The organism is Thermostichus sp. MS-CIW-30, assembly GCF_054058015.1.
This window is the reverse complement of sequence record NZ_JBSRZW010000035.1, coordinates 1-25,231: the sequence shown is the minus strand read 5'-3', so window position 1 is coordinate 25,231 and position 25,231 is coordinate 1. Positions and strand designations below refer to the sequence as shown.

Here is a 25,231-nt window from a genome sequence, read left to right as displayed (position 1 = left end):
GTGGATCGAACTGCACGGGCGGTCGGAAGCAGGAACCCGCCGAGACGACTGCGCAAGGAGCCATCCATGCGCAGCGTGGTAGGAATCTCCGGCCTTCAGGCCGGGGAGGATGTCAACGCCTTCCGCATACCCGAATATTGGCTGGAAACTCAGGGGCAATCAATCGTGTTGATTAACTGGAGACATTCCCCTGGTGCTCAAGGGTGTTAGCAGACCAGGGCTTGCTGCCGTTGTCGCTGTTGGCGTTCTAGAGCTTCAAACAGGGCTTGAAAGTTGGCTTCGCCAAAGCCTGTGGCTCCACCCAACCGTTGGATGACCTCGAAAAAAAACGTGGGCCGACCAAACAGAGGCTGAGTGAAGGTTTGCAACAACAGGGGGGGGTGTGGGGAATCAGAAGCAGGCAAGGTGGCATCCAAAAGGAGCTGCTGCTCCACCAAGTCGTGCCAGGAGATGGCGGGGGGCAACCCACCAGAACGGAGTATTGCTCCAGAAGCCAGCTCCCTTGCCAGGTTTGTGTAGTACTCCGGTGGCACCTGCAGAAAGTTTACGCCTCCCTGTCGCAGCCGGCGCACACTGGCGAAGACATCTGAGCTGTGCAACGCCGCATGTTGCAGGCCAGGGCCATGATGGGCATCCAAAAACTCCTGGATCTGGGAAGCGGCACAGGTGGGCTCGTTGATGGCCAACTGGATCCCGGCTTCAGGATCTCCCACCACCACACTTTCTAGGCCAGAGGTGTTGGTGCGGATGCTATAGCGATACAGAGACCGCCAACCCAGCACCTGCTCATACCAATCCGCCGCTGCCTGCAGGGATCCCTGCTCCACGTTCAATACCAGGTGATCCCAGTGGGAAAACAGGTTCTCCTCAGCAGGGGCTGAATCGGGGATCCCTGAGCTGGGGATCAAAGAATGCCTGAGTCCATAAGGAGTGCGCAGGCACAGAGCAGGGCAGCCTTCGTCTTCTGCCGGGATCCACTCCACTTGGGCTCCTCGCCTCTGCAAAAGCTCTGCCAAGCCCAACAGCTCTTGCTCCTCCACCGCCAAGGCCACATCCACCACCCCAGGCGAATGTTGCTGCAAATAGCGATCCACCTCATCCCCGGCGTGAGCCGGCTGAGATAGGCGCAAGCGCAGGGATCCCTGACGCAGACAGAGGGTACTGCCGAGCTGTCCTTCCATTCGGAAGCCCCAAACCTGACAAAAGTGTTCCTGCCAACGGGGCAGATCCCAAAGATAGAAGTGCAGGTGATGGATCCCTTGGACGATTCGATTGGACTGGTTCATAGAGCAAGGCACTGCTAAGGCAAAGGCCGAGTATCCTGACGTTCTCACGGCAACAGACGACCTGGGCCGTCCTACCTCAGCATAGGCCCGCCATTTGCCGATGGAAAAGCGTAAAACAACGTTAAGAAGATATTAAAACAGCATTAAGAAATAGGATGAAAATAAGATTAAAAAATCACGCAACCGAAAATATCCTCAGAGCGCAAGGGACTAAAATTAAATCAGGCGAGGTGTATTTAGAACGCCTAAAAAAGAAACAGAAGAGTTGCTAAAAGCCCTTCGTAGGATCCCTATAAGCCTTGCAGAGATCTATTGGTTCTTTAGCTCTCTTTTAGAGCCTGCGTGGGGCAAAGGCCGGGGTGCTGCCTCGCCCTGTCGATAGATTATCAGGCGTAATAGCCGGGAGGATTGTTATGGTTGCCAGTGTGCAGCGTTCTGTAGCATCACCTACAGAATTGAAGGCGGAACCAAGGACGGGATCCAACGCAGCCGGTCAAAAAGTTTTGAGCGATTTTGCAACGGGAGCCTGGCAGCGCTGCATCGACGTCAGAGACTTTATTCAGCGCAATTACACCCCCTACACCGGTGATGAAACCTTCTTAGCTGCAGCCACCGAGCGCACCCAGCGGCTGTGGGCCAAGGTCAAGGATTTGATGGCTCTGGAGCGAGAGCGAGGGATCCTAGATGCCGATACTGCCGTTCCCTCTACCATCACCAGCCACGCCCCTGGCTATATCGACCCAGAGCTGGAACAGATTGTGGGGCTGCAGACGGACAAACCTCTGAAGCGGGCCATCATGCCCTTTGGCGGCATCCGCGTGGTGGAGTCTTCCCTCAAAGCCTATGGCTACGAGTTGGATCCCCGCACCAAGGAAATTTTTACCCAGTACCGCAAAACCCACAACGACGGCGTTTTTGATGCTTACACCGAAGAGATGCGCCGCTGCCGCCGCTCTGGGATCATCACCGGCCTGCCGGATGCCTACGGTCGGGGTCGCATCATCGGGGACTACCGGCGGGTGGCCCTCTACGGGGTGGATCGGCTCATCGAAGACAAGCAGGCCCAAAAAGCCAGTCTAGACCTGGACACGATGGACGAAGAGACCATCCGCCTGCGGGAGGAGCTCTCCGAGCAGATTAAGGCCCTACAAGAGCTGAAAGAGATGGGATCCCGCTACGGGTTTGACCTGGGCCGTCCGGCAGCCAACGCCCGCGAAGCCATCCAATGGCTGTACCTGGCCTACCTGGCAGCCGTCAAGGAGCAAAACGGGGCGGCCATGTCCTTGGGGCGGGTGTCCACCTTCCTGGACATCTACATCGAGCGGGATCTGCAGGCCGGGATCCTCACCGAGGAAGAGGCCCAGGAGCTCATTGACCACTTTGTTATGAAGCTGCGCATGGTCAGGTTTTTGCGCACGCCCGAGTACAACGAGCTATTCAGCGGGGATCCCACCTGGGTTACCGAGTGCATCGGCGGCATGGGCCTGGATGGGCGGCCTTTGGTTACCAAAACCAGCTTCCGCATGCTGCATACCCTCTACAACCTTGGCCCAGCGCCCGAGCCCAACTTGACCGTGCTCTGGTCGGAGCGGCTGCCGGAAGCCTTCAAGCGCTACTGCGCCAAGGTCTCCATTGAAACCAGCTCCATCCAGTACGAAAACGACGACTTGATGCGCCCCTACTGGGGGGATGACTACGGCATTGCCTGCTGCGTGTCGGCCATGCGCATCGGCAAGCAAATGCAGTTCTTTGGAGCGCGGGTGAACTTGGCCAAGTGCCTGCTCTATGCCATCAACGGCGGTCGGGATGAGATCTCCGGCGAGCAGGTGGCTCCTGCTTTCGCCCCCATCACCGCCGATGTCCTGGACTACGACGAGGTGTGGCTGCGCATGGCGCAGATGATGGCCTGGCTGGCCAAGACCTACGTCAACACCATGAACATCATCCACTACATGCACGACAAGTACTGCTACGAGCGCCTGGAGATGGCCCTCCACGACCGGGACGTGCTGCGCACCATGGCCTTTGGGCTGGCCGGCCTGTCGGTAACTGCCGACTCCCTGTCTGCCATCAAATACGCGCGGGTACGGGCCATCCGGGATGAGCGGGGCCTAGTGGTGGATTACGCGGTGGAGGGCGACTTCCCCAAATACGGCAACAACGACGACCGAGTTGACTCCATTGCGGTGCAACTGGTGCAGACCTTCATGGCCGAGCTGCGCAAGCACAAGACCTACCGCAATGCCATCCCCACCCAGTCCATCCTCACCATCACCTCCAACGTGGTCTACGGCAAGAAAACCGGCAACACCCCCGACGGGCGGCGAGCGGGCGAGCCCTTTGCCCCAGGGGCCAACCCCATGCACGGCCGGGACACCAAGGGGGCGGTGGCGTCGCTGGCTTCGGTGGCCAAGCTGCCCTACGACGACGCTCTGGATGGGATCTCCAACACCTTCTCGATTGTGCCGGCGGCCCTAGGTCGCACAGCGGAGGAGCGGGTTGCCAATCTAGTGGGGCTGCTGGATGGCTACATGCGGGATGGCGGTTTCCACCTCAACGTCAATGTTCTCAACCGCGAGACCCTGCTGCATGCCATGGAGCACCCGGAGCTCTACCCACAGCTCACCATCCGGGTTTCCGGCTATGCGGTGAACTTCATCAAGCTCACCCGCGAGCAGCAACTGGATGTCATTAACCGCACGTTCCATCAACACTGCTAAAAGACCAGCCTGGGGATCCCTGAAGTCCGCCCATACCGGGGTCGATGGAAGGGATCCCCCATCGATAACCGAGGAGGCCCGATGACGATGACTGTTTGTAGCGCTGCGGATCTGGTCAGCCAGTATGCCTCAGGACGGCGCGATTTTCGGGAGATCGATTTGCAAGGGGCTAACCTGCAGGGGATCCATTTGGCCGGTGCCGATCTCAGCTATGCCGATTTCAGTGGGGCCAACTTGGCGGGGGCCAATTTGCGGGGGTGCGATCTCAGCTATGCCGATTTCAGTGGGGCCAACCTATTGGAAGCCGATCTGCGGGGATGTCTCCTCTTTGGCAGCAATTTCCGAGGGGCGCTCTTAGAAGGAGCCTTGTTGGATCACGCAGATTTCGATGCCTATACCCATTTCCCGAAGGATTTCGATCCCAAGGCCCACCGCCTGCACGGCATCACGGTGGATACCTCCGTGCCTAGCCCACACGACCCATCGGTCTGAGCTGGGTGGGATCCCCAAGCTGCCCTTTCAGCTTTTTATCCCCCTTTCTCCCTGCCAGCCAGGATAGCAGCGGTCTAGCTAAAAGACCCTAGGGATCTAAAAAAATCTAGTCCCAACCTAATCCAAAGAGAAATGGAAACTGTGTTCTATTTAACCTGAGTTAGCAATCTGGAAGAAAACCTCAAGATTGATTGATATTTTGCAAAAGTCATCCAGGATAAAAGTATGGATACCGTTATGAACCCCCTGACACCAATTGCTGGGCGCATTCACTCGGTGGAAACCTGTGGCACCGTCGATGGGCCAGGAATCCGCTTCGTAATTTTTACACAGGGTTGTCCACTTCGCTGTTTGTATTGCCACAACCCTGACTGTCGGGATCCGCAGGTGGGACAGCTTGTTACGGTTGAGTCTTTAATTGCCGAGATCCAACGTTACAAGAATTACTTGCGAGGGGGGGGAGTTACGGCTACCGGGGGAGAGCCTTTAATGCAACCCACCTTTGTAGCTGAGATCTTCCGTCGCTGTCATGAGTTGGGCTTGCACACGGCTTTGGATACTTCTGGCTATGGGCAACTGGAAGCAGCCAAGCCTGTGTTGGAGCATACAGATTTGGTGTTGCTGGATATCAAGTCTTATCTGCCGGAGCTGTATCGAAAGGTTACCGGCGTTTCGCTAGAACCCACTCTTAATCTGGCCCGCTATTTAGACCAGATCCACAAGCCTACCTGGATTCGTTTTGTGCTGGTTCCCGGCTTGACGGATCCCGAGGAAAACATTAAGGGTCTGGCCGAGTTTGTGGCCACCTTATCCAACGTGGAGCGAGTGGAAGTTTTGCCCTTTCACAAGATGGGGGAATACAAATGGCAGCAATTGGGATTGCCTTACACCCTTGCCGATGTCGATCCACCCACACCCGAACAGGTGAATCATGCCTTACAGATCTTTCGTGCCCATGGATTGGTGGCTGTTTGACCGTTCTGCAGTTTCAGCTTGGGTCAGCATAGCCAGGTCATGCTCAGATCCGAAGGGATCCCCAGTTGATCTCAAAGACCTCTGAACCATCTCCAGACCAGCCCTGAGTTGACCGGAATCCAAGTTGATCCCCAGGTTAGCTTTGCCGACTCCCAATGAACTGAAGAATACCCTAAGAGGAGGGATCCCCAATGGAAGTTTGCGTCACCTACCGCGATGGTGTTCAGTTCCAAGCGGAAAGCCGAGGGCACCGCATTCTCAGCGACCAGCCTTTGGACAATCACGGTCGAGATCAGGGAATGACGCCGCCGGAATGGTTTCTGGCTTCTCTGGGCGCCTGTGTTGGTTTTTATGCCGTCAAATATCTGGAAGCGCGGCAGTTGGATCCCAGTGGACTAGAGGTGGTGGTCACGGCGGAGAAAGTTGAGCATCCGGCTCGCCTAGACAACATTCACATTCGTGTAAAAACTGGGATCCCGCTGGACGGAAGGCATCAAAAGGGGCTGGAAAAAGCAGTTGATGCCTGCATCATTCACAATACGCTCACCCATCCCCCCACCCTGACCACCGAAATCCAAGTTCCTGCTCCTGTTGGCGCCTAGATTGCCATTCGGGTTATTCGACTATTTCCAACTATCCGATTGTCAATTGTTCCTATCGTCTAAGTCTTGATGAGTTTTGGAGGGATCCACCGATGCCAGTAACCAATCTAGCCGAGCTGGAAACCTTGATCCAGCAGGTGAAGGCTGCCCAAGCTGAATATGCAACTTTCACCCAAGAACAGGTAGACCGGATTTTTCACAGAGCCGCTCTGGCTGCCAACAACGAACGGATCCCGTTGGCCAAGCTGGCGGTACAGGAAACCGGCATGGGTATTGTGGAAGACAAGGTGATCAAAAATCACTTTGCCTCGGAATACATTTACAACAAATACAAACACGAGAAAACCTGCGGGGTTATCGAGCGGGATGAGAGCTTTGGCTACGAGCGCATTGCTGAACCAGTAGGGCTTTTGGCAGGTATTGTGCCGGTAACCAACCCTACCTCGACGACAATTTTCAAGGCTCTGATCACCCTCAAAACCCGCAACGGCATTATCTTTTCTCCCCACCCGCGGGCTAAACAATGCACCATTGCCGCGGCCAAAGTGGTCAGAGAAGCTGCCGAGGCAGCGGGCGCTCCTGTGGGGTTGATCGGCTGGATCGACGAGCCCACCATTGAGCTTTCTCAGGCCTTAATGCAGCATCCTGAGGTGAAGCTGATCTTGGCTACCGGCGGGCCTGGCATGGTTAAAGCGGCCTACTCTTCGGGCCACCCGTCTTTGGGGGTGGGAGCGGGCAATACCCCGGCAGTGATCGATGCCAGTGCCGATATTCCCATGGCTGTCAGCTCGATTCTGTTGAGCAAGACCTTCGACAACGGCATGATCTGTGCCTCAGAACAGGCAGTGGTGGTGGTGGATGCCATCTACGAGCAGGTCAAGGCCGAGTTCGGCCATCGGGGGGCCTACATTTTGGATCCGGAACAAACCGAAGCAGTGCGCCGCATCCTTCTCAAAGACGGTCGCCTCAATCCGGCCATTGTGGGCCAGTCGGTGCAGACCATCGCTGCCCTGGCCGGGATCCAGGTTCCCGAAGGTGCCAAGCTGTTGATTGGGGAAGTGGAGAAGGTGGGGCCGGAGGAGCCCTTCTCCTACGAAAAATTGGCCCCTGTTCTGGCCCTCTACCGCGCCAACGATTTCCACAGCGCCGTAGATGTTGCTGTCCAACTGGTCAATTTCGGCGGGCGGGGACACACCTCTGTTTTGTATACAGATCCCGCCAATCGAGACGATATTGCCTACTTTGAGAATGCCCTGCAAACCGGTCGAGTCTTGATCAACACTCCCTCTTCCCAGGGGGCAATCGGGGATCTCTACAACTTCAAGCTGGATCCCTCTCTGACTTTGGGCTGTGGCACTTGGGGAGGCAATTCGATCTCCGAGAATGTGGGGCCGCGCCACCTGCTCAACATTAAAACGGTAACCCAACGTCGGGAAAACATGCTCTGGTTTCGGATCCCGCCCAAGATTTACTTCAAGCCCGGATGTCTGCCTATTGCTCTGCGGGAATTGGCCGGCAAAAAACGCGCCTTTTTGGTGACCGATAAGCCGCTCTTTGAGTTGGGCATATTGCATCCCATCACCCAGGTTTTGGATGAGATTCGCGTGAGCTGGGATGTGTACCACGATGTAGAGCCGGATCCCACCCTCAGCAACGTCAATCGCGGTCTGGAGCAGTTGCGCCAGTTTCAACCGGATGTGATTATTGCGGTCGGTGGGGGATCCCCGATGGATGCGGCCAAGGTGATGTGGCTGATGTACGAGCAGCCCCAGGTGGAGTTTGATGGCTTGGCGATGCGCTTTATGGACATCCGCAAGCGGGTTTACGAGCTGCCCCCACTGGGACAAAAAGCTCAGCTCATCTGCATCCCCACCACTTCCGGCACCGGCTCCGAGGTGACGCCCTTTGCCGTGGTGACCGATGACCGGGTGGGGATCAAATACCCCCTGGCGGACTACGCCCTCACCCCCACCATGGCCATTGTGGATCCGGATCTCACCTTAAAGATGCCCAAGAAGCTAACGGCTTACGGCGGCATCGATGCCCTCACCCATGCTCTGGAAGCCTATGTGTCGGTGATGGCCAGCGACTTTACCGATGGGCTGGCCCTGCAGGCCATCAAGCTCCTGATGACCTACCTGCCGCGGGCCTACGAGAAGGGCGCCGAGGATCCCGAAGCGCGGGAAAAAGTCCACTACGCCGCCACCATTGCCGGCATGGCCTTTGCCAACGCCTTTTTGGGGGTGTGCCACTCCCTGGCCCACAAGCTGGGATCCACCTTCCATCTGCCCCACGGCCTGGCCAATGCCCTGATGATCACCCACGTCATCCGCTACAACGCCACCGACGCCCCCTTTAAGCAGGCCATCTTTCCCCAATACCGCTATCCCAACGCCAAGCACCGCTACGCGGAAATTGCCGATTACCTACAGTTGGGCGGGGCGGATGACGATGAAAAGGTCATGCGCCTGATTGAGGCCATCGAGGAGCTCAAGCGGAAGCTGGGGATCCCGGCCAGCATTCGCGAGGCCCTTAGCGAGAGCGAGCAGGCGTTCTACGACCGTCTGGAAGCGATGGCGGAGCAGGCTTTTGACGACCAATGCACCGGCGCCAACCCCCGCTACCCCCTCATCCAGGATATGAAGGAGCTGTACGTCTTGGCCTATCGGGGCTGCCGGGTGGATTCTGCCCTCTACCACCAGCCGGAACCAGTGTTGGCCTAAGGAGTAGGGTATGTGGCAACGACTGGATCCCAGTGTGGATATCTGGAGGGCCCGATCCCATCCCCTGAATCCCATTTTTCTGCCCCGTTCGGTGGCGGTGGTGGGGGCCACGGAGCGGGAGGGCAGCGTGGGGCGGACGGTGTTGTGGAACCTCATTAGCCACCCCTTTGGCGGCACGGTCTACCCGGTCAATCCCAAGCGGCACCAGGTGTTGGGGATCCGGGCCTACGAGCGGCTGTCCGCTCTGCCGGAGCCGGTGGATCTGGCCATTATCGCCATTCCGGCAGCGGGGGTGCCCAAGGTGGTGCAGGAGTGCGTAGAAGCCGGGGTCAAGGGCGCCATTGTTCTTTCAGCAGGCTTCAAGGAAACGGGCCCTGCTGGCTGGGAGCTGGAGAAGCAAATTCAGCAGACTATCCAATCGCGTCAGCGGGACGGAGTCCTTGGGAAGCTGCGCTTGATTGGCCCCAACTGCCTAGGGATCCAAAACCCTCACACAGGCTTAAATGCCACCTTTGCTGCCCAGATGGCCCGGCCCGGCAATGTGGGCTTCATCAGCCAAAGTGGGGCCCTGTGCACCTCGATCCTGGACTGGAGCCTGCAGGAAAATGTGGGCTTCAGCGCCTTTATCTCTCTGGGATCGATGCTGGATGTGGGCTGGGGAGACTTAATCGACTACTTGGGCGAGGATCCCCATACCCACAGCATTGTCTTGTACATGGAATCCATCGGGGATGCCCGCTCTTTTCTGTCCGCGGCCCGAGAGGTGGCCCTGAGCAAGCCCATCATTGTCATCAAGGCGGGGCGCACCCAGGCGGCAGCCCAAGCAGCCGCTTCCCACACGGGCTCCCTCACCGGCAGCGATGCGGTTTTGGATGCGGCCTTCCGCCGTTGCGGCGTGCTGCGGGTGGATCACATTGAAGATCTCTTCGACCTGGCAGAGGTGCTGGCCAAACAGCCCCGTCCTCAGGGCCCTCACCTGACCATCCTCACCAATGCCGGCGGGCCAGGGGTGCTGGCCACCGATGCCCTCATCCGCGCCGGGGGATCCCTGGCCGAGCTCTCCCCCCAAACCCTGGAGCAGCTTAACCAGATCTTGCCCCCCCACTGGAGCCACGGCAATCCCATTGATATTTTGGGGGACGCAGATCCGGAGCGCTTTGCCCAAGTTTTGGAAGTGGTGTTGCAAGATCCCGGCAGCCAGGGCTGTCTGGTCATCCTCACCCCCCAAGCCATGACGGATCCCACGGCCACTGCCGAGAAAGTGGTGGAGACCTGGCGGCGCAGTGGATCCCGGCAGCCTATCCTGGCCAGTTGGATGGGGGGAGCTGGCGTGGATGCGGGCGAGCACATCCTCAACCAAGCCGGGATCCCCACCTACCGCTACCCGGATCAAGCGGCGCGGGTGTTCGGCTATTTGTGGCGATTTAGCTACAACCTCAAGGCCCTCTACGAAACCCCCACCCTGGCTCCCACCAGGCCAGTGGAGCAGGAAAAAGTGCAGCAAACCCTTGCCCAGGCGAGGCGGGAAGGCCGCACGCTTCTCACGGAGGTCGAATCTAAGGAAATCCTGGCCGCCTACGGGATCCCCGTGGTGCCGACGCGGGTGGCCGAGAGCCCCGAAGCAGCAGTGGAAGCTGCCGAGGCCATGGGTTACCCGGTGGTGGTGAAGCTCTACTCCCACACCCTCACCCACAAAACCGATGTGGGCGGCGTGCAGCTCAACCTGCCCGATGCTGAGGCGGTGCGCCGGGCCTTCGGGCAAATCCTCCGCAACGTCAGCGAGAAAGCGGGGCCGGAGTACTTCCAGGGGGTCACGGTGCAGCCGATGGTGGACACGGATGGCTATGAGCTGATCCTGGGGAGCAGCCAGGATCCCCAGTTTGGGCCGGTGTTGCTGTTTGGCAGTGGCGGACAACTGGTGGAGGTGTTTCAGGATCGCTCCATTGGCCTTCCCCCCCTCAACACCACCTTGGCCCGGCGTCTGATGGAAAACACCCTCATCTACAAAGCCCTCAGGGGGGTGCGCGGACGCCCAGCCGTCGATCTGGAGGCCCTGGAACAGCTCTTGGTGCGCTTTAGCCAACTGGTGGCCGAGCAGCGGGAGATTAAAGAGATCGACATCAATCCGCTGCTGGCTTCCAGCGAGGGCCTGCTGGCTTTGGATGCCCGCGTCATTTTGCGAACCGAGCAGGATCCCCAGGTGCCCTTGGCCATCCGCCCCTACCCCACCCAGTACATCTGGCCCTTCCGGGACGGCATCACCATTCGCCCCATCCGCCCTGAAGACGAGCCTTTGGTGATCGATTTTCACCGCCACGTCTCTGATTACAGCGTCTATCTGCGCTACTTCCACCCGATCAAATACAGCGCCCGCATCGCCCACGAGCGCCTTACCCGCATTTGCTTTAACGATTACGACCGCGAGATTGCCTTAGTAGCAGAAAAACAGGAGCCAGAGGCCAATCGCGTCAGCGGGACGAAGTCCTTAATCCTCGGCATCAGCCGCCTCTCCAGAAAACATGGCTTTCCCCAAGAAGCAGAGTTTGCCATGCTGGTGGCGGATCCCTACCAACGGCAAGGGATTGGCACAGAGCTGTTGACCCGCCTCATTCAGGTGGCCCGCTGCGAAGGGATCCAGCGCCTCACCGGCGAGGTTCTTGGCGAAAACGAGGCGATGCGCCGCCTGTGTCAGCGGCTGGGGTTTCAGTTGCGCCCTTCTCCAGAGGATCCTGGCATTCTCAAGGCCACGCTGGATCTCGCTGTCGATGCGGCGATCCCCACCCCCTGTCCTGCCTAGGGATCCTTAAATAAAAACGGTTTGCCGACCGGCTTACCGTAGAATAGGAACAAGGGCCTGCTCCTTCCGCCTACAGCAAGCGGAGCCCCTCTGTCGGAGAGAGGCTGGGGGCGAGGGCGGCCCGAGGTTTTGAGGACGGCTATGGAGGTTACAAAGACAGGCGGGATCCAGAGGCTGCTGGCGAGCGGGGGACGGTGGCTGGGGATGGGATCCCTGCTGCTCTGCCTTCTGCTTGGCCTTGGCGGCTGTGGCCGAGGGGGGGGATTGCAGGGGGAAGTCAGGATCCTCCTCGCTTCTTTTGCGGTGACGCGGGATGCCTACCGGCAGATCATCCCTGCTTTTGAGGCCGATTGGCTGGCGAAAACGGGGCAACGGGTGCGCGTAGAAAGCAGCTACGGCGGCTCAGCAACGCAATCGCGGGCGGTCATCGACGGGCTGGATGCCGATGTGGTGGCCTTGGCCCTGGCTTTGGATGTGGAGCGCCTCGTGGCTGCGGGTCTCATCCAGCCGGGATGGGAAGCCCGTACCCCCAACCAAGGGATCGTTACCCGTTCGGTGGCAGTAATTGTAACGCGGGAGGGCAACCCCCAGGGGATCCGCTCTTGGCCGGATCTGGCTCGGCCAGGCTTGCAGGTGGTTACCGCCAACCCCAAAACCTCAGGGGGGGCTCGCTGGAACTTTTTAGCCCTCTGGAGCGCTGTCCCTGAACCTCAGGCCCTGGCCTTCACCACCCAGGTCTACAAAAATGTCCGCATTTTGCCGCGGGACTCGCGGGAGGCCACCGATGTTTTTTTCCAAAAAGGGCAAGGGGATGCCCTGCTCACCTACGAACATGAGGTGATCCTGGCGGGCTTGCGCGGCCAATCCCTGTCCTATGTGGTGCCGGATCCCAACATTTCCATCGACAACCCCGTAGCCGTGGTGGATGCCAATGTGGATCGCAAAGGTACCCGTGCCGTGGCCGAAGCCTTTGTGGACTACCTATTCACCCCAGAAGCGCAGCGGGCCTTTGCCGAGGTGGGCTTTCGCCCGGTGGAGCCGACGGTGGCCCAAGAGTTTGCCTGGCGTTACCCTCCTGTTGAGAAGCGGGTTACCGTCGCCGACCTGGGAGGCTGGGAGGTTGTCCAAAGCGGCTTTTTTGCCGATGGGGCCTTGTTTGACCGCATCCAAGCTCAGTTGTAGGGAGTCTCCCTTGTTTTGGATCCCCATTCAAGTTATCTTGGGAGCTATATCAACGGTTTGTTGACAGGTTTACCGTAGATTAGCCGCGGGTTTAACTGCCCTCACCCTCTCCAGAAGACTCAGCCGGCAACCATCCAGCAACTTCTCAGGCAAACCACTAGCTAGGCAGAACCTATGGGTATCACCATCGAAGGGGTATCGAAGCGTTTTGGGCAGTTTCAGGCCCTTCACCCCACCGATCTCACCATTCCCACGGGATCCCTGGTTGCCCTCTTGGGGCCATCGGGTTCTGGCAAATCCACCCTGCTGCGCCTGATTGCCGGCCTAGAAAAGCCGGATACGGGGCGGATTTCCCTCACCGGGCGGGATGCTACCCATGCCAGCGTCCAGGAGCGCAACATTGGTTTTGTTTTTCAGCACTACGCCCTGTTCAAGCACATGACGGTGCGGCAGAACATCGCCTTTGGCTTGGAGATCCGCAAGGCTTCACGGGCCGAGATCCGGGCGCGAGTGGATGAGCTGTTGGAGCTGGTGCAGCTATCGGGGTTCGGGGATCGCTACCCCTCTCAACTCTCGGGGGGGCAGCGGCAGCGGGTGGCCCTAGCCCGCGCTTTGGCGGTGGAGCCGCAGGTGTTGCTGTTGGATGAGCCCTTTGGGGCCCTGGATGCCAAAGTCCGCAAAGAGCTGCGCAAGTGGTTGCGGCGCCTGCACGATGAGGTGCATGTGACAACGGTATTTGTAACCCATGATCAAGAGGAAGCCATGGAGGTGGCGGATCAGATCGTGGTGATGAACCAGGGGCGGATCGAACAGGTGGGATCCCCGGCAGAAATCTATGACCATCCAGCTACACCCTTTGTGATGAGCTTTGTCGGCCCGGTCAACGAGCTTTCTCCCCGCTCCCAACTCTTTTGCCAGCTTCCCGAGGTGCAGGCCGGCCCGCATCAGCTTTTTTTGCGCCCCCACGATGTGCAGATTGAGGTCAACCCCGGCAGCAGTGGTGTTTCTGCCCGCGTTAAGGAGATCATCCACCTGGGTCGGGAGATTCAGGCGGAGCTGGTTCTGAGCGACGGCGGATCCCTGTGGGCCCATCTCAGCCGCGAGCAATATGCCAACCAACCCCTGCAGGTGGGGCAGCAGGTCTATGTGCGCCCCAAGGTGGTGAAAGCCTTTCCCGTCAAAAAAACCGAGATGACCGCAATGCCGGTGGGAGCTTGAGAAACGTTGCTGCAAGCTTTGTCTCAACTGTCTTGGCCGTGGCGGCTGACCCTGGGCTATCTCTTCTTGATGTTGATTCTGCCGCTGGCTGCCTTGATTGCCAAGTCCAGCAGCGTGGGCTGGGCGGAGTTTTGGCGGATCGCGACGGATCCCGTGGCCCTCTCCGCCTATGAAGTTACTTTTGTAACCGCGTTGCTGGCGGCTCTGATCAACGGCGTGATGGGCACCCTGACTGCCTGGGTGCTGGTGCGCTACGCCTTCCCCGGCAAAAAGCTTCTCGAGGGGTTGATCGATCTGCCGTTTGCTTTGCCCACCGCCGTGGCCGGCCTCACCCTGGCAACGGTTTACAGCAGCAACGGCTGGATTGGATCCCTTTTGGCCCCCTTGGGGATCCGCATCTCCTTTACCCGCTTGGGGGTGGGGGTGGCGATGCTGTTTATTTCTTTTCCCTTTGTGGTGCGGACGGTGCAGCCGGTGTTGCAGGAGCTGGAGAAAGATGTGGAAGAGGCAGCCTGGAGTTTGGGGGCTTCCCGCTTTCAGACCTTCCGGCGCGTGGTGCTGCCCCAGATTCTGCCGGCAGTGCTCACCGGGGTGGCCCTGGGGTTTTCCCGCGCCGTGGGGGAATACGGCTCTGTGGTGATCATCGCTTCCAGCATTCCCTTTCGGGACTTGATTGCGGCGGTGCTGGTGATTCAGCGGCTGGAACAACACGACTATGCTGGGGCAACCGTGATCGGAACGGTGATGTTGGGGATCTCTTTCCTGTCGCTGGTGGTAATTAACCTTCTGCAAGCCTGGGGAAGCCGCCATGAAACCTAAGGGGGTATCGGGTGTCAAGCCGGAGCCATCGACAAACCCTTGGCTGTCGGGCCTGTTGATCGGGATCGTCGGGCTCTACATCGCGCTGCTGCTGGGGATCCCGGTGGTGAACATCTTCTATCAGGCGTTTCGAGAAGGGATCCCAGCCTTTCTCCATCGCCTGACAGAGCGGGAGTTGCTCAGTGCCCTGCGATTGACGGTGCTAACCGCCCTGGTCGTTGTGCCCCTCAATACCTTTTTCGGCCTCTGTGCTGCCTTGGCCATTGCTCATCGGCGTTTTCCGGGGCGGGCGCTGCTGCTGAGCCTGATCGATCTGCCCTTTTCCATTTCCCCGGTGGTGGCTGGCCTAATGCTGGTGCTCATCTTCGGGCGTCAGGGTTGGCTGGGATCCTGGAACTTGCGGGTTATCTTTGCATTTCCGGGCATTGTGTTGGCAACGGCTTTCATCACCCTTCCTTTTGTGGCGCGGGAAGTGTTGCCGGTGTTGGAGGAGGCAGGCACCGACCAGGAAGAAGCCGCCAAAACGCTGGGGGCGACCCCCTGGCAGATCTTCTGGAGAATCACCCTGCCCAACATCCGCTGGGGCCTTCTGTACGGCGTCATCTTGACCAATGCCCGCGCCATGGGGGAGTTCGGCGCTGTGGCTGTGGTTTCCGGCAACATCATTGGCCGCACCCAGACCTTGCCCTTGTTCGTGGAAGATGCCTACCGCAGTTATGCCACCGGCTCAGCCTATGCGGCGGCGGTGGTGCTCTCCTTGCTGGCGGTGGTAACCCTAGTGGCTAGGGAGTTCCTTGAGCGGGGATCCCATTCCCGCCGGATCTTTTGATCCGTCAGGGTGTGGATCAGACGGGCTCGGTGAGGATCTCTGGCAGACAAACCTTAGTGCCCCCCAGGCCGCAGTAGCCGCGCGGATTCTTGGCCAGATATTGCTGGTGGTAGTCTTCGGCGTAGTAAAACTCAGGCGCGTCTAAGATCTCGGTGGTGATCTGGCCGTAGCCGTGGGCCGTTAGGGCCTGCTGATAGAGATCGCGGGTTTTTTCCGCCAGCTCCCGCTGCGCCGGAGAATACACATAGATGCCGGAGCGGTATTGGGTGCCCACATCATTGCCCTGGCGCATCCCCTGGGTAGGGTCGTGATTTTCCCAAAACACCTTCAGCAGTTGGGCATAGCTGACCTGAGCTGGGTCGTAAACCACCCGCACCACCTCGTTGTGGCCAGTCAGGCCAGTACAGACCTCTTCGTAGGTGGGGTTGGGGGTAAACCCGCCAGCGTAGCCCACCGCTGTGCTGAACACCCCTGGCACCTGCCAAAACTTGCGCTCTGCCCCCCAGAAGCAGCCCATGCCGAACATGGCCAGCTCCATGCCCTCGGGAAAAGGCGGCTGCAGCGGATGGCCATTGACAAAATGCCGATTCACGATCACCATCGGCTCGGCCCGGCCCGGCAAGGCTTCTTCCGGTTTGGGCAGGGACAGTTTCTTGCCAAGTTTGCCAAAGCCAAAGAGCACCATAGGGACAGCCCGATACATTCGTTAACACTTATCAGCCTAGCTCAGTTGGCTCCTCATGTGTTGGAAAAATCCTTGATCGGGTCAGCTCACCGATTCAAAAGCCCCCAGCCGCTTGGCCACTAGCAGATAGACGGTCATGATCCCCATCGGCACAACCGTGAAGGCTGCCGCCAAGGGAATGTTGCCAGAGGTGCCCTGAAAGGCGAGAACTGCCTGCCCGATGAAATAGCTGGAATTGCCCAGAGAATAAGGCACCACAAAATCTCCTAGCGTTAAGGAAAAGGTGAAGACCGACCCGGCCAGGATCCCTGGCAAGGCGAGGGGAAGAGTAACATGGCGGAACGTTTGCCAACCCTGAGCTCCCAAATCTGCAGAAGCCTCAATTAAGCTATCAGGCACTCGCTCCAAAGCCGCCTGGATCGGCAGAATCATATAGGGCAGCCAAACATAGAGAAACACCAAGAAAATACCCAAGTTGGATACGGCCAGCGATGGCCCACCGATCCCGGGCAACTGCAAAATCTTTTCCACCCAGCCCTGTAGGCCCACATGGGTGAGTAGATAGGTAAGGATCCCTTCTTTAGCCAAGATCAACTTCCAGGCATAAACCCGAATCAAATAACTAGACCAAAGCGGTAGGAGCACCAACAAATACAAAAAGCCCTTCCAGCGAGGAGAGGCCAGTCTGACCATGGTATAGGCCAGAGGAAAAGCCAACACAATGGCAGCCAAAGTGACTGCCAAAGCCATAGTCAAGCTGCGGACAAAGATATCCACATTGGCCGGAGTGAGCAGCTCTCGATAGGTGGCCAAAGTAAACTTTCTCAGGATCAGGCCGGTAAAGGGATCCAGATGATAAAAACTTTGCAGCAGCAGCGCCAGCAGCGGCCCCAAGTAAAAGACCAGCAACCAAATGAGAGGTGGCCCCAACAGAATGGCAAGGGTGAGCGTCGGGTGACGATAGAGGAATCCAAACAGATCGGGTTTATCGGTTATTTGAGTTGTTTTGGTCATGGCCAGGCAGCTATGAAGATTAGCTTTTCATTCCCTTTTTTGGTGTTATTGGAATTGTAGGTCGATGATCCGATAGAATCCAATAGAGTTGGGATTGAGAAAGTGCGAATAGGCAAGAGGAATACCTGCTGGCGAGCATCCTTCGAGGGAAAACGGCAATCAGAAGATGCCGGTATCTTGGCGGGAAGTGGAGGGCCATCGCAGGCAGGGATCCTTTGAACCTTTTGGGGGCATTGGGAGTCAGACAAAGCAAGGTTGAGAACAAGGGAGCGTCCTCTCGTGCAGGCGGCAAAGGATACATCCGATTGGGAGCTGATCCAGCGCTGCCTCAACGGCGACAGCCAGAGCTTTCGCCAACTCTACCGCAAATACCAGCAGTCGGTACGGAATATCCTCTATCCCTTGTGTGGAGCCGATCTTTTGGATGACCTGGTACAGGAAGTGTTTATTCGTGCCTGGAAAGGGTTGCCTCGGTTTCGCGGCTCGGCCCAGTTTTCCACTTGGCTGTATCGCATCTGTTGGAATGTGGCCTCAGATCAGCGGCGGCGCTGCGCCCGGCAACACTCCCAAACCCAAAACCTGGCCCTCGGATCGGATGTCGCTCACCCTGGCCCCGACCTGATGCACTTGCACTACCAACAGGCTCTACAGCAAAGCATGGCTCAGCTTAGCCCTGAACACAGAATGGTTGTAAACTACCCGACCCTGACTGCTTCGCAGCACAGGGCGGGCTTTCGGTAGCCCTGCAGTTGGCAAGCCAACCACGAACCTCTAGGCTGGTTTACAGCAGCCCCCAAAAGCGCAATCACATTCGCACCATTCAAATCCGCATCCCCTTCCCATCCACAGTGTCCACACTTAAACTTCTTTCCACTGCGGTAGGATTGCGCAGGGTCGGGATGAATGTGCAAACACCGGTGGCAGGTCTGCGACGTGTAGGCAGGCGGCACCAGAATCAAAGCAACCCCCGCACGCAGAGCCTTGTACTCCAAAAATTGACGGAGTTGATAAAACGCCCAACTGTTGGCCCTGCGCCGTTCGGCTTTGCTGCGTGGCTGTTGATTGACTCTTTTCCGGATCCCTGTCAAGTCTTCCAGAGCAAGAGCGCTGTTTGTCGCCTTTGCCCTAGAGACAATAGCTTTGGAGATGCGATGATTGACCCACGCCTGAAAGCGCCTCTCCTTGCCAGACAGCCGTTGCAACAGTTGACGGCATCTGCGCCGCGAACTGCGGGTGCCCTTACTGGCTTTGCGTTGAAGTACCGCCCTCAGCTTGGAGTAGTGGTCTCGGATTCGGTTCAACTGCTGTCCATTCCAGTTGTCCCCCTCTGACGTATGGGCAATATCCGTCCTTCCCAAATCCACGCCCAGCACTCTATCCGTGCCTTGCGGTGGGGATGGCTCCGCTTCCACACAGATCTGAATAGAGTAGGAGCCGTCTTTACGCTTGACCAGAGTGGCAGATTTGGGATTGGAGCCTGCCAACTGTTCTCTCTGGTAGCGGCCAATCGCCAGCTCAAAGCGCTCTCGACCCCCAACCGTGGTCAGCGACACCGTCCAGTCTTTCTCGCGGAACGAAAAGATACGGGCATCGTAGGTCGCAAAGCCTCTCTTGAACGCTTTGACCGGACGGTTTTTCTGTCGGGCAACTTTACGGGCACCGGCCAGCCGTCTGCAGACCTGCTGAGCCAAGTTACTGGACAAGCCAAACCGAGCGCGAATCTGGTAATAGCAAAGGGACTGGAGTTTGACTGCGTTGACTACTTTTTCTGGTGTGTTTTGGTTGACCCAGTTCAACGCCTGCACAAAGGCATCCATTGTCGCATCCAACTTTGCGGCTTGCGACTGGGACACCTTGAGCTTGCAGGAGACGGTCAGGACTTGAGTCATGGTTCTATCATAACTTCCGCATTCCTCCCGGCACTGACCCTACGGGTACAGTGCGGGGCTCCTGCGATTTCTAGCTGAAAATTCTCGAAGAGGCCGCTCCATTTTAATTGGATGGCTGGTTGGTATGAGCTGTTATGGTCATTTAAACAGGAATGAAACATTTCCGCCTGGCTCCCCTCTTCCTCTGAGAGAAGGGGTGAAGGCAGTGGCAGGGAGCGTTTGGGGAGTGTCTCAACCTAGCTTGAAATGACTATAACAAGGCGCTTAAATATCCAGGGCAACAATGACAGGGGCATGATCGCTGGGTTTTTCGGCCCGCCGTGGCTCAACATCGATCCAGCAAGCGGTGGCTTTCTCCTGTAGCTCACGAGACAGATAATGATGATCAATGCGCCAGCCGCGATTCCTTTGAAACCCCCCCGAGCGATAGTCCCACCAGCTAAAATGGCCGGGATCTGGGGTGAACCTGCGAAACGCATCTTCAAACCCTAAAGCCAGGATCTCCCGCAGGGCTTGTCGCTCCGGTTCGGAAGCCATGATTTCTCCCGCTTTTTGGGGATCATAAATATCCCGATCTTCCAGGGCAATGTTAAAGTCCCCGCAGAGCAGGATGGGATCCCCTTGGCTCAGGGCAACGGCGAGGTAATCCTTCAGCGTGGCTAGCCAGCGCAATTTATAGGCGTATTTTTCCGATCCCACCTCAGAACCGTTGGGCACATAAAGGTTGAGAATACGGATCCCGCGGTAGATGGCGCTCATCAGCCGCTTTTGCTCGTCCAAATCTGCCGCCGCAGGCAGCAGCGCACCAAACCCCCGTTCTACTTTTTCCGGGGGATCCCGGCTGATCAGAGCCACACCGTTGTAGGACTTTTGCCCGTAGACCTCCACATGAAAGCCCCGCTCCTGAAAAGCCGTCCGGGGAAAGTCCTCATCTACCACCTTGGTCTCCTGCAGGCAGAGCACATCCAGGGATCCCTGGCTGTCCAGCCAAGCCAAAACCTGAGGCAGCCGGGTGCGAATGGAGTTGACATTCCAGGTAGCCACTTGCATGAGGGATCCCGCTCACTCCACCAAGGCCCTTCCTCGGATTTGGGCCAGCCGCTCCGCATCCAGTACCTCACCCTCAGTGTAGTAGCCGGCAGCTTTTTTGGCCTCGATCTCCACACGGGCATCCGCCGGGATCAGCTCTTCTGGGATGGGCACCCGCTGCAGAACCTCAATGCCGGAGTTGGTGATGGCTCGATACTTGAGGTCGCTCATGGAAATCAGGCGATCGATTCGGGTTATGCCCAGCCAATGGAGCACATCCGGCATCAACTCCTGGAAGCGGATGTCTTGCACCCCTGCCACACACTCGGTACGGGTGAAGTAGGCATCGGCCCGATCCCCTCCTTCCTGGCGCTTGCGGGCGTTGTAGACCAAAAACTTGGTCACCTCTCCCAAGGCGCGGCCTTCTTTGCGCAGGTACACAATCACCCCAGCTCCACCGGCCTGGGCCGTCTTAACGCATTCCTCAATGCCATGCACCAGGTAGGGGCGGCAGGTGCAAATATCCGAGCCAAACACATCGGAACCATTGCATTCGTCGTGAACCCGCACCGCCAGGGGCAAAGCCGGGTCGGTGATGGCGGCCACTTGCCCGATGATGTACACCGTCTGGCCACCGATGGGCGGCAAAAACACCGATAGGTCTGGGCGAGTCACCAATTCTGGAAACATGCCTCCCGTCTGCTCGAAGAGGGTGCGGCGCAGCAGGCTTTCGCTCACCTGCAATCGTTTGGCGATCCCCGGCAGGTACCAGACCGGCTCGATTGCGGCTTTGGTGACCACCAGGCTGCCGTTGTCTTTGAGGATCCGGCCATCCACCCGTAACCGCCCTTTGTTGACCGCCTCCTGCAGTTCGGGCATGTGGATGTGGGCCTGAGTAATGGCAATAGTAGGGCGAATATCGTAGCCCTGGGCATAGAGGGGGGCAAAGACTTCCCCCACAACTGCTCCCCAGGGATCCAAGGACACAATCCGGTCTGGATCTCCCCAGCTTGGGTGAGGGCCAATCGACACCACCGGGGCAGTATGGGTTAAATCGGCGCGGTGATCCGCCTGCAGAGAGCCACTGGCTACAGCTAATGCCCGGTAAACAGCGTAGGCTCCCGAATGAGTGCCGATGACATTGCGATGGGCAAGATTGGTCAGGCTACCCACCACCGGCCCCCGCCGCAGCGGATCCAAGGCTCCCCAGCGGATCGGCTGGGCTTGCGTCCCATGAGGGGAGGGATGGGAAGTCAGGACAATGTGATGAGGACGGGAGGAAGGTTTGCTCATGGTCCTCAAGTGCTTGGAAAACTAAGAATCTGGAGAAAGCAGTATTATAGGCCATCCCCAGCCGTTTCCAGAGAGCCTGACCCTTCTTTTGGGGTGCCTAGACAACGATTTTGGCCAAACCCAAGGGGCGGATCCCTGCCGGCGAAACCTCGACCCGATAGGGCAACATCTCTACCCCGACCTGCAGGGCCTCACGAAACAGACGGGCATAGCGGGGATCCCGTTCTTCGCCGGGGGCAAACTCGGTGCAATCGGCGCGATTGATCCAGTACATCAGCAGAGCCCGCTGCCCCTGTTGGCGGATCTGGATCAGATCTTCCAAGTGTTTTTGGCCGCGGGTGGTCACCGTATCGGGAAACAGCGCGCGGGATCCCTTGGCCCAGGTGGTATTCTTCACCTCCAAATAGGCCGAGCCAGCGTCTCCTGTCAGCAGAAAGTCGATTTTGCTCTTGCCGCAGGTCACCTCCCGTTGCCGGCGAGAAAACCCTGCCAATTGAGGAAACCACCCTCGCTCCAGCCCCCAGTCCACCAGGCGATTGGGCAAGCTGGTGTTGATCCCCACCCATACCCCATCCACCTGGATCATTTCCCAGGTGTAGGCCAGTTTCCGTTTCGGCTCTGGGTGATGGGAGAGGTACACAGGTGCCCCCACCTGACAGACCCCACTCATCGGCCCCGTGTTGGGGCAATGGGCGATGATCTGTTGCCCGTTTTCCAGCTCCACATCGGCCAAAAACCGCTTGTAGCGGCTGCGCAGCACCCCTCTGTGCAAGGGGCTCGAAAAGCGGTAAGGCACCGGCCCATCCCTGCACTCCATCCGCAAAGCCTCTCCTTATCGTAGGTATTTTTTCTTTAGGATTTTGGAAATCTTCTCCGGGGATCGTCTCTCCTGCGCTAGGGTAAATCATGTGTCCCAGGGCTTGGGGCAGCCTTTTACGGCTTTTTCCGACTTCATGGGAATTCTGCAGATCACTCTGGGAAGCAGTAAGATCCCTATCGCACAAGAGAGGCGTCTGCATTAGCTGTAGTCAGTGCTGCCGGAAAGAGCTGTATTGGCGATTAAACCCATTTAACACCTCTTTTTTCTGCCCTTTTGTCAAAACTTGGAGAAGAAAACCCGAATGCTGCGTCTTGATCCTGATCCCGGCTTTCAGCCTGCGGATCCCTTGCAGGACAACCGTGGGCGTGTGGCCATATTCATCGACGGATCCAATCTGTTCTATGCCGCTCTGCAACTGGGCATTGAGATCGACTACACCCGTCTGCTGAAGACTCTGAGTGGTCGGTCGCCCCTTTTGCGCTCTTTTTTCTACACCGGCGTCGATCGCAACAACGAAAAGCAGCAGGGGTTTTTGCTCTGGATGCGCCGCAATGGCTACCGCGTGGTTACCAAAGAGCTAACCCAGTTGCCCGATGGATCCAAGAGAGCCAACCTGGATGTGGAAATTGCCGTGGATATGCTGTCGCTGGTGCGCTGGTATGAGACGGCTGTGCTGGTGAGCGGCGATGGAGACTTGGCCTATGCGGTCAATGCCGTTAGCTACCAAGGGGCACGAGTGGAGGTGGTCAGCTTGCGTTCCATGACCAGCGATCAACTGATCAACTTGGCGGATCGCTACATCGACCTGGAATCCATCAAAGACCAAATCAAGAAGACCAACCGTCCCTCCTCCGCCTACCTGTACCGACCGGGGTTCACCGCCGATGAGGAGGACGAGGGATAACTTTCCCTCCCCCACAGGGAGAAGGGAAAGCAGAGCAACGGGGGGCTTACTGGGCTTTCCAATTTGAAGGGATCCCTTGCAGCAGGTAAACCGGGTTCAGGGGGGCAAAGCGGGTGCCCTCGGCCAGGACGGCAGAGCGGGAGATCTGAACGTGATCTACTCGAACTTGCCAGCCCCGAGAACGCAGCCATTGCAGGGCTTCACTGCAGGTTTCTAGGGTAGCGAAGTTGGCCACTAAGATCCCTCCAGGCCGCAGGCGGGCTTCCACCACCGGCAGCAGGTCGCGGATCCCTTTGCCGCCGCCGCCCAGCACCACCCGATCTGGGTCGGGCAAGTTGGCCAACACTTGGGGGGCTGCCCCCGGGATCACCTGCAGGTTCTCTGGGCCAAAGCGTTGCCGGTTGCGCCGAATCAGACAGATGCCCATGGCGTTGCGCTCGACAGCATAGACCTGGAGCCGAGAAGAGAGGCGGGCTATTTCGATGGCCACCGAGCCGGTGCCGGCACCGATGTCCCACACCACGCCCTCCTGGGGGAGCTGCAGGGATCCTAAGGTGAGCAGGCGGATGGGCTGCTTGGTGATCAAGCCGGGCTGGTCGGGAAAGGTGTAGAACTGGTCGTCCGGGATCCCGACCAAAGGCCAGCGATGGGGATCTGGCTCCGGCTCTACTCGTCGCAGCACCACAACGTTGGGGCTGGGGAAAACGGCGTCTTCCCCTTCTTGGAGGGGCACGACCTGTTCTTGAGGGGATCCCAGTTGACTACAGACCCAGGCTTGGTAGCGCACCGGCAGCCGCAGGTCGGCAATGAACTGGGCCAAGACGGTCGGTGTATGCTCCGGATCGGTGAGCACCACGATCACAGGGGATCCCTGCTTGAGAACGGCTTCCAACCGCTCCACTCCCCGCCCGTGCAGGCTGAGGATGGTCGCCTCCTGCCAGGGGATCTGCAGGCGGTTCAGGGCCAGCTGCACCGAGCTCACCTGCGGATAGAAGGCCAACCGCTCCGCTGGGAAATACTCCGTCAACAGCCGCCCGATCCCGAAAAAAAGCGGATCCCCGCTGGCCAACAAAACTAGGGATCCCTGAGCCATCTCCTGCTGCAAAAGCGGGATCCAACTTTCCACCGGCCCGGTGAGCGGGATCTTGCGGGCCGGATGATCGGTAAAGTGCCGGAGCAGATGAGGGGCTCCTGCCAAAACCCTGGCTTGGGAAAGGGGGGGGATCCCCCAGGAAGCCACAGAGCCATCCCCCGCTACCCCTACGACCGCAAGCTGAGGTGACCGCCCAGGTGCTGCCGTAGCCATTTAACGTTCGACAGGTGGGTGGTATTGGCGCATGTGATTGAGAAAATCCAGTCGCAGCTCCGCCACTTCCCGTTGCATTTCCCGCATCTCCCGAATAAAGCTGAGTTGAGCCTCGATCAGGCGGCCATCGCGCTCCCGAAATTGCTCCATCATCATGGCTTGCGCTTCCCTCAGTTCGGCAAACCCAGCCTGCATATCTCGGCGGCACTCCTGTATGGCCACCTCCAGCTCGTCTCCCCGCTCTTCGTTCTGTCGAATCCGCTCCTGGTTCTGTTGGATCAACGCCCTGATCTCCTGGATTTCGGTCTGGAGTTGGGCTTCCATAGCCTGCCGCTCGGCCCGCATTTCGGCCATCTGGGCCTCAAAGCGCTCGGCAGATCGTTGCTGCTCGGCCCGCATTTCGGCCATCTGAGCCTCAAAGCGCTCGGCAGATCGTTGCTGTTCAGCCCGGATCTCGGAGATTTGGGCTGCAAAGCCCTGCCGCATCTCAACCATCTGAGCCTCAAAGCGCTCAGCCGACCGCTGCTGCTCGGCTCGCATTTCGGCCATCTGGGCCTCAAAGCGCTCGGCAGATCGTTGCTGTTCAGCCCGGATCTCGGAGATTTGGGCTGCAAAGCCCTGCCGCATCTCAACCATCTGAGCCTCAAA

Annotated in this window: 21 protein-coding genes; 12 read left to right on the top strand and 9 right to left on the bottom strand. The window is 58.3% G+C overall.

Features of this window, described 5'->3' with window-relative positions; translation table 11 throughout:
* Positions 1-206 precede the first annotated feature (206 nt).
* Positions 207-1,286 carry a VOC family protein gene (locus ACVWXW_RS12905; protein ID WP_457404116.1) on the bottom strand — a complete coding sequence of 360 codons (1,080 nt, stop codon included), beginning with the start codon at positions 1,284-1,286 and terminating at the stop codon, positions 207-209.
* Between the two features lie 413 nt (positions 1,287-1,699).
* Between ACVWXW_RS12905 and pflB the strand changes: the two genes are divergently transcribed.
* The 10 genes from pflB (at position 1,700) to cysW (ending at position 15,643) form a co-directional block, all read left to right on the top strand.
* On the top strand, positions 1,700-4,006 hold the full coding sequence (pflB, locus tag ACVWXW_RS12900; protein WP_457404114.1) for a formate C-acetyltransferase: 2,307 nt from the start codon (positions 1,700-1,702) through the stop codon (positions 4,004-4,006).
* 81 nt (positions 4,007-4,087) lie between these two features.
* Entirely contained in the window at positions 4,088-4,498 is a 411-nt protein-coding gene (locus tag ACVWXW_RS12895) for a pentapeptide repeat-containing protein (RefSeq protein WP_457404113.1), read from the top strand.
* 225 nt (positions 4,499-4,723) lie between these two features.
* The gene (pflA, locus tag ACVWXW_RS12890) at positions 4,724-5,473 is read left to right on the top strand and encodes a pyruvate formate-lyase-activating protein (protein WP_457404111.1); all 750 of its coding nucleotides are present in this window, start codon (positions 4,724-4,726) and stop codon (positions 5,471-5,473) included.
* Between the two features lie 191 nt (positions 5,474-5,664).
* Positions 5,665-6,075: an OsmC family protein gene (locus ACVWXW_RS12885; protein ID WP_414343934.1), complete on the top strand. Its 411-nt coding sequence runs from the start codon at positions 5,665-5,667 to the stop codon at positions 6,073-6,075.
* A gap of 92 nt (positions 6,076-6,167) precedes the next feature.
* Positions 6,168-8,798, top strand: coding sequence for a bifunctional acetaldehyde-CoA/alcohol dehydrogenase (gene adhE, locus ACVWXW_RS12880; protein ID WP_457404109.1), 2,631 nt, complete (start codon positions 6,168-6,170; stop codon positions 8,796-8,798).
* 10 nt (positions 8,799-8,808) lie between these two features.
* The gene (locus ACVWXW_RS12875) at positions 8,809-11,595 is read left to right on the top strand and encodes a bifunctional acetate--CoA ligase family protein/GNAT family N-acetyltransferase (protein WP_457404107.1); all 2,787 of its coding nucleotides are present in this window, start codon (positions 8,809-8,811) and stop codon (positions 11,593-11,595) included.
* A gap of 141 nt (positions 11,596-11,736) precedes the next feature.
* The gene (locus ACVWXW_RS12870; protein ID WP_457404105.1) at positions 11,737-12,777 is read left to right on the top strand and encodes a sulfate ABC transporter substrate-binding protein; all 1,041 of its coding nucleotides are present in this window, start codon (positions 11,737-11,739) and stop codon (positions 12,775-12,777) included.
* Between the two features lie 174 nt (positions 12,778-12,951).
* Positions 12,952-13,995 carry a sulfate/molybdate ABC transporter ATP-binding protein gene (locus ACVWXW_RS12865; RefSeq protein WP_457398029.1) on the top strand — a complete coding sequence of 348 codons (1,044 nt, stop codon included), beginning with the start codon at positions 12,952-12,954 and terminating at the stop codon, positions 13,993-13,995.
* Positions 13,996-14,001: 6 nt separating this feature from the next.
* On the top strand, positions 14,002-14,814 hold the full coding sequence (cysT, locus tag ACVWXW_RS12860; protein WP_011431904.1) for a sulfate ABC transporter permease subunit CysT: 813 nt from the start codon (positions 14,002-14,004) through the stop codon (positions 14,812-14,814).
* Positions 14,804-15,643: a sulfate ABC transporter permease subunit CysW gene (gene cysW, locus ACVWXW_RS12855; RefSeq protein WP_414389084.1), complete on the top strand. Its 840-nt coding sequence runs from the start codon at positions 14,804-14,806 to the stop codon at positions 15,641-15,643. Before cysT ends, cysW begins: the two co-directional genes overlap by 11 nt.
* Before the next feature lie 16 nt (positions 15,644-15,659).
* On the opposite strand, the gene msrA is transcribed toward cysW, so the two are convergent.
* Both msrA and ACVWXW_RS12845 read right to left on the bottom strand, forming a co-directional pair.
* A complete protein-coding gene (gene msrA / locus ACVWXW_RS12850; RefSeq protein ID WP_414330118.1) occupies positions 15,660-16,328 on the bottom strand; it encodes a peptide-methionine (S)-S-oxide reductase MsrA in 669 nt (222 codons plus the stop codon).
* 81 nt (positions 16,329-16,409) lie between these two features.
* The gene (locus ACVWXW_RS12845; RefSeq protein ID WP_457404102.1) at positions 16,410-17,342 is read right to left on the bottom strand and encodes an ABC transporter permease; all 933 of its coding nucleotides are present in this window, start codon (positions 17,340-17,342) and stop codon (positions 16,410-16,412) included.
* A gap of 279 nt (positions 17,343-17,621) precedes the next feature.
* On the opposite strand from ACVWXW_RS12845, the gene ACVWXW_RS12840 reads away from it, so the two are divergent.
* On the top strand, positions 17,622-18,083 hold the full coding sequence (locus ACVWXW_RS12840) for a sigma-70 family RNA polymerase sigma factor (protein WP_457404100.1): 462 nt from the start codon (positions 17,622-17,624) through the stop codon (positions 18,081-18,083).
* Here the strand turns inward: ACVWXW_RS12840 and ACVWXW_RS12835 are convergent.
* The 4 genes from ACVWXW_RS12835 to sfsA form a co-directional block, all read right to left on the bottom strand.
* Positions 18,038-19,231, bottom strand: coding sequence for an RNA-guided endonuclease InsQ/TnpB family protein (locus ACVWXW_RS12835; RefSeq protein WP_457404099.1), 1,194 nt, complete (start codon positions 19,229-19,231; stop codon positions 18,038-18,040). The two genes, ACVWXW_RS12840 and ACVWXW_RS12835, sit on opposite strands and share 46 nt — an antisense overlap.
* Before the next feature lie 264 nt (positions 19,232-19,495).
* Positions 19,496-20,281 carry an exodeoxyribonuclease III gene (gene xth / locus ACVWXW_RS12830; RefSeq protein WP_414416310.1) on the bottom strand — a complete coding sequence of 262 codons (786 nt, stop codon included), beginning with the start codon at positions 20,279-20,281 and terminating at the stop codon, positions 19,496-19,498.
* Positions 20,282-20,293: 12 nt separating this feature from the next.
* Positions 20,294-21,553, bottom strand: a complete 1,260-nt coding sequence (locus ACVWXW_RS12825) for a GTP cyclohydrolase II (protein WP_457404097.1) — start codon at positions 21,551-21,553, stop codon at positions 20,294-20,296.
* Between the two features lie 97 nt (positions 21,554-21,650).
* Positions 21,651-22,370 (bottom strand): DNA/RNA nuclease SfsA, encoded by a 720-nt coding sequence (gene sfsA, locus ACVWXW_RS12820; RefSeq protein ID WP_457404095.1) that lies wholly within the window; start codon positions 22,368-22,370, stop codon positions 21,651-21,653.
* A 304-nt stretch (positions 22,371-22,674) separates the two neighbouring features.
* On the opposite strand from sfsA, the gene ACVWXW_RS12815 reads away from it, so the two are divergent.
* Positions 22,675-23,277 (top strand): LabA-like NYN domain-containing protein, encoded by a 603-nt coding sequence (locus tag ACVWXW_RS12815; RefSeq protein WP_414332504.1) that lies wholly within the window; start codon positions 22,675-22,677, stop codon positions 23,275-23,277.
* Positions 23,278-23,323: 46 nt separating this feature from the next.
* Here ACVWXW_RS12815 and cbiE read toward each other — a convergent pair whose 3' ends face one another.
* Positions 23,324-24,583, bottom strand: coding sequence for a precorrin-6y C5,15-methyltransferase (decarboxylating) subunit CbiE (gene cbiE, locus ACVWXW_RS12810; RefSeq protein WP_457398042.1), 1,260 nt, complete (start codon positions 24,581-24,583; stop codon positions 23,324-23,326).
* Positions 24,584-25,231: hypothetical protein (locus ACVWXW_RS12805; protein WP_457404094.1), on the bottom strand; the 648-nt coding region annotated here is incomplete at its 5' end.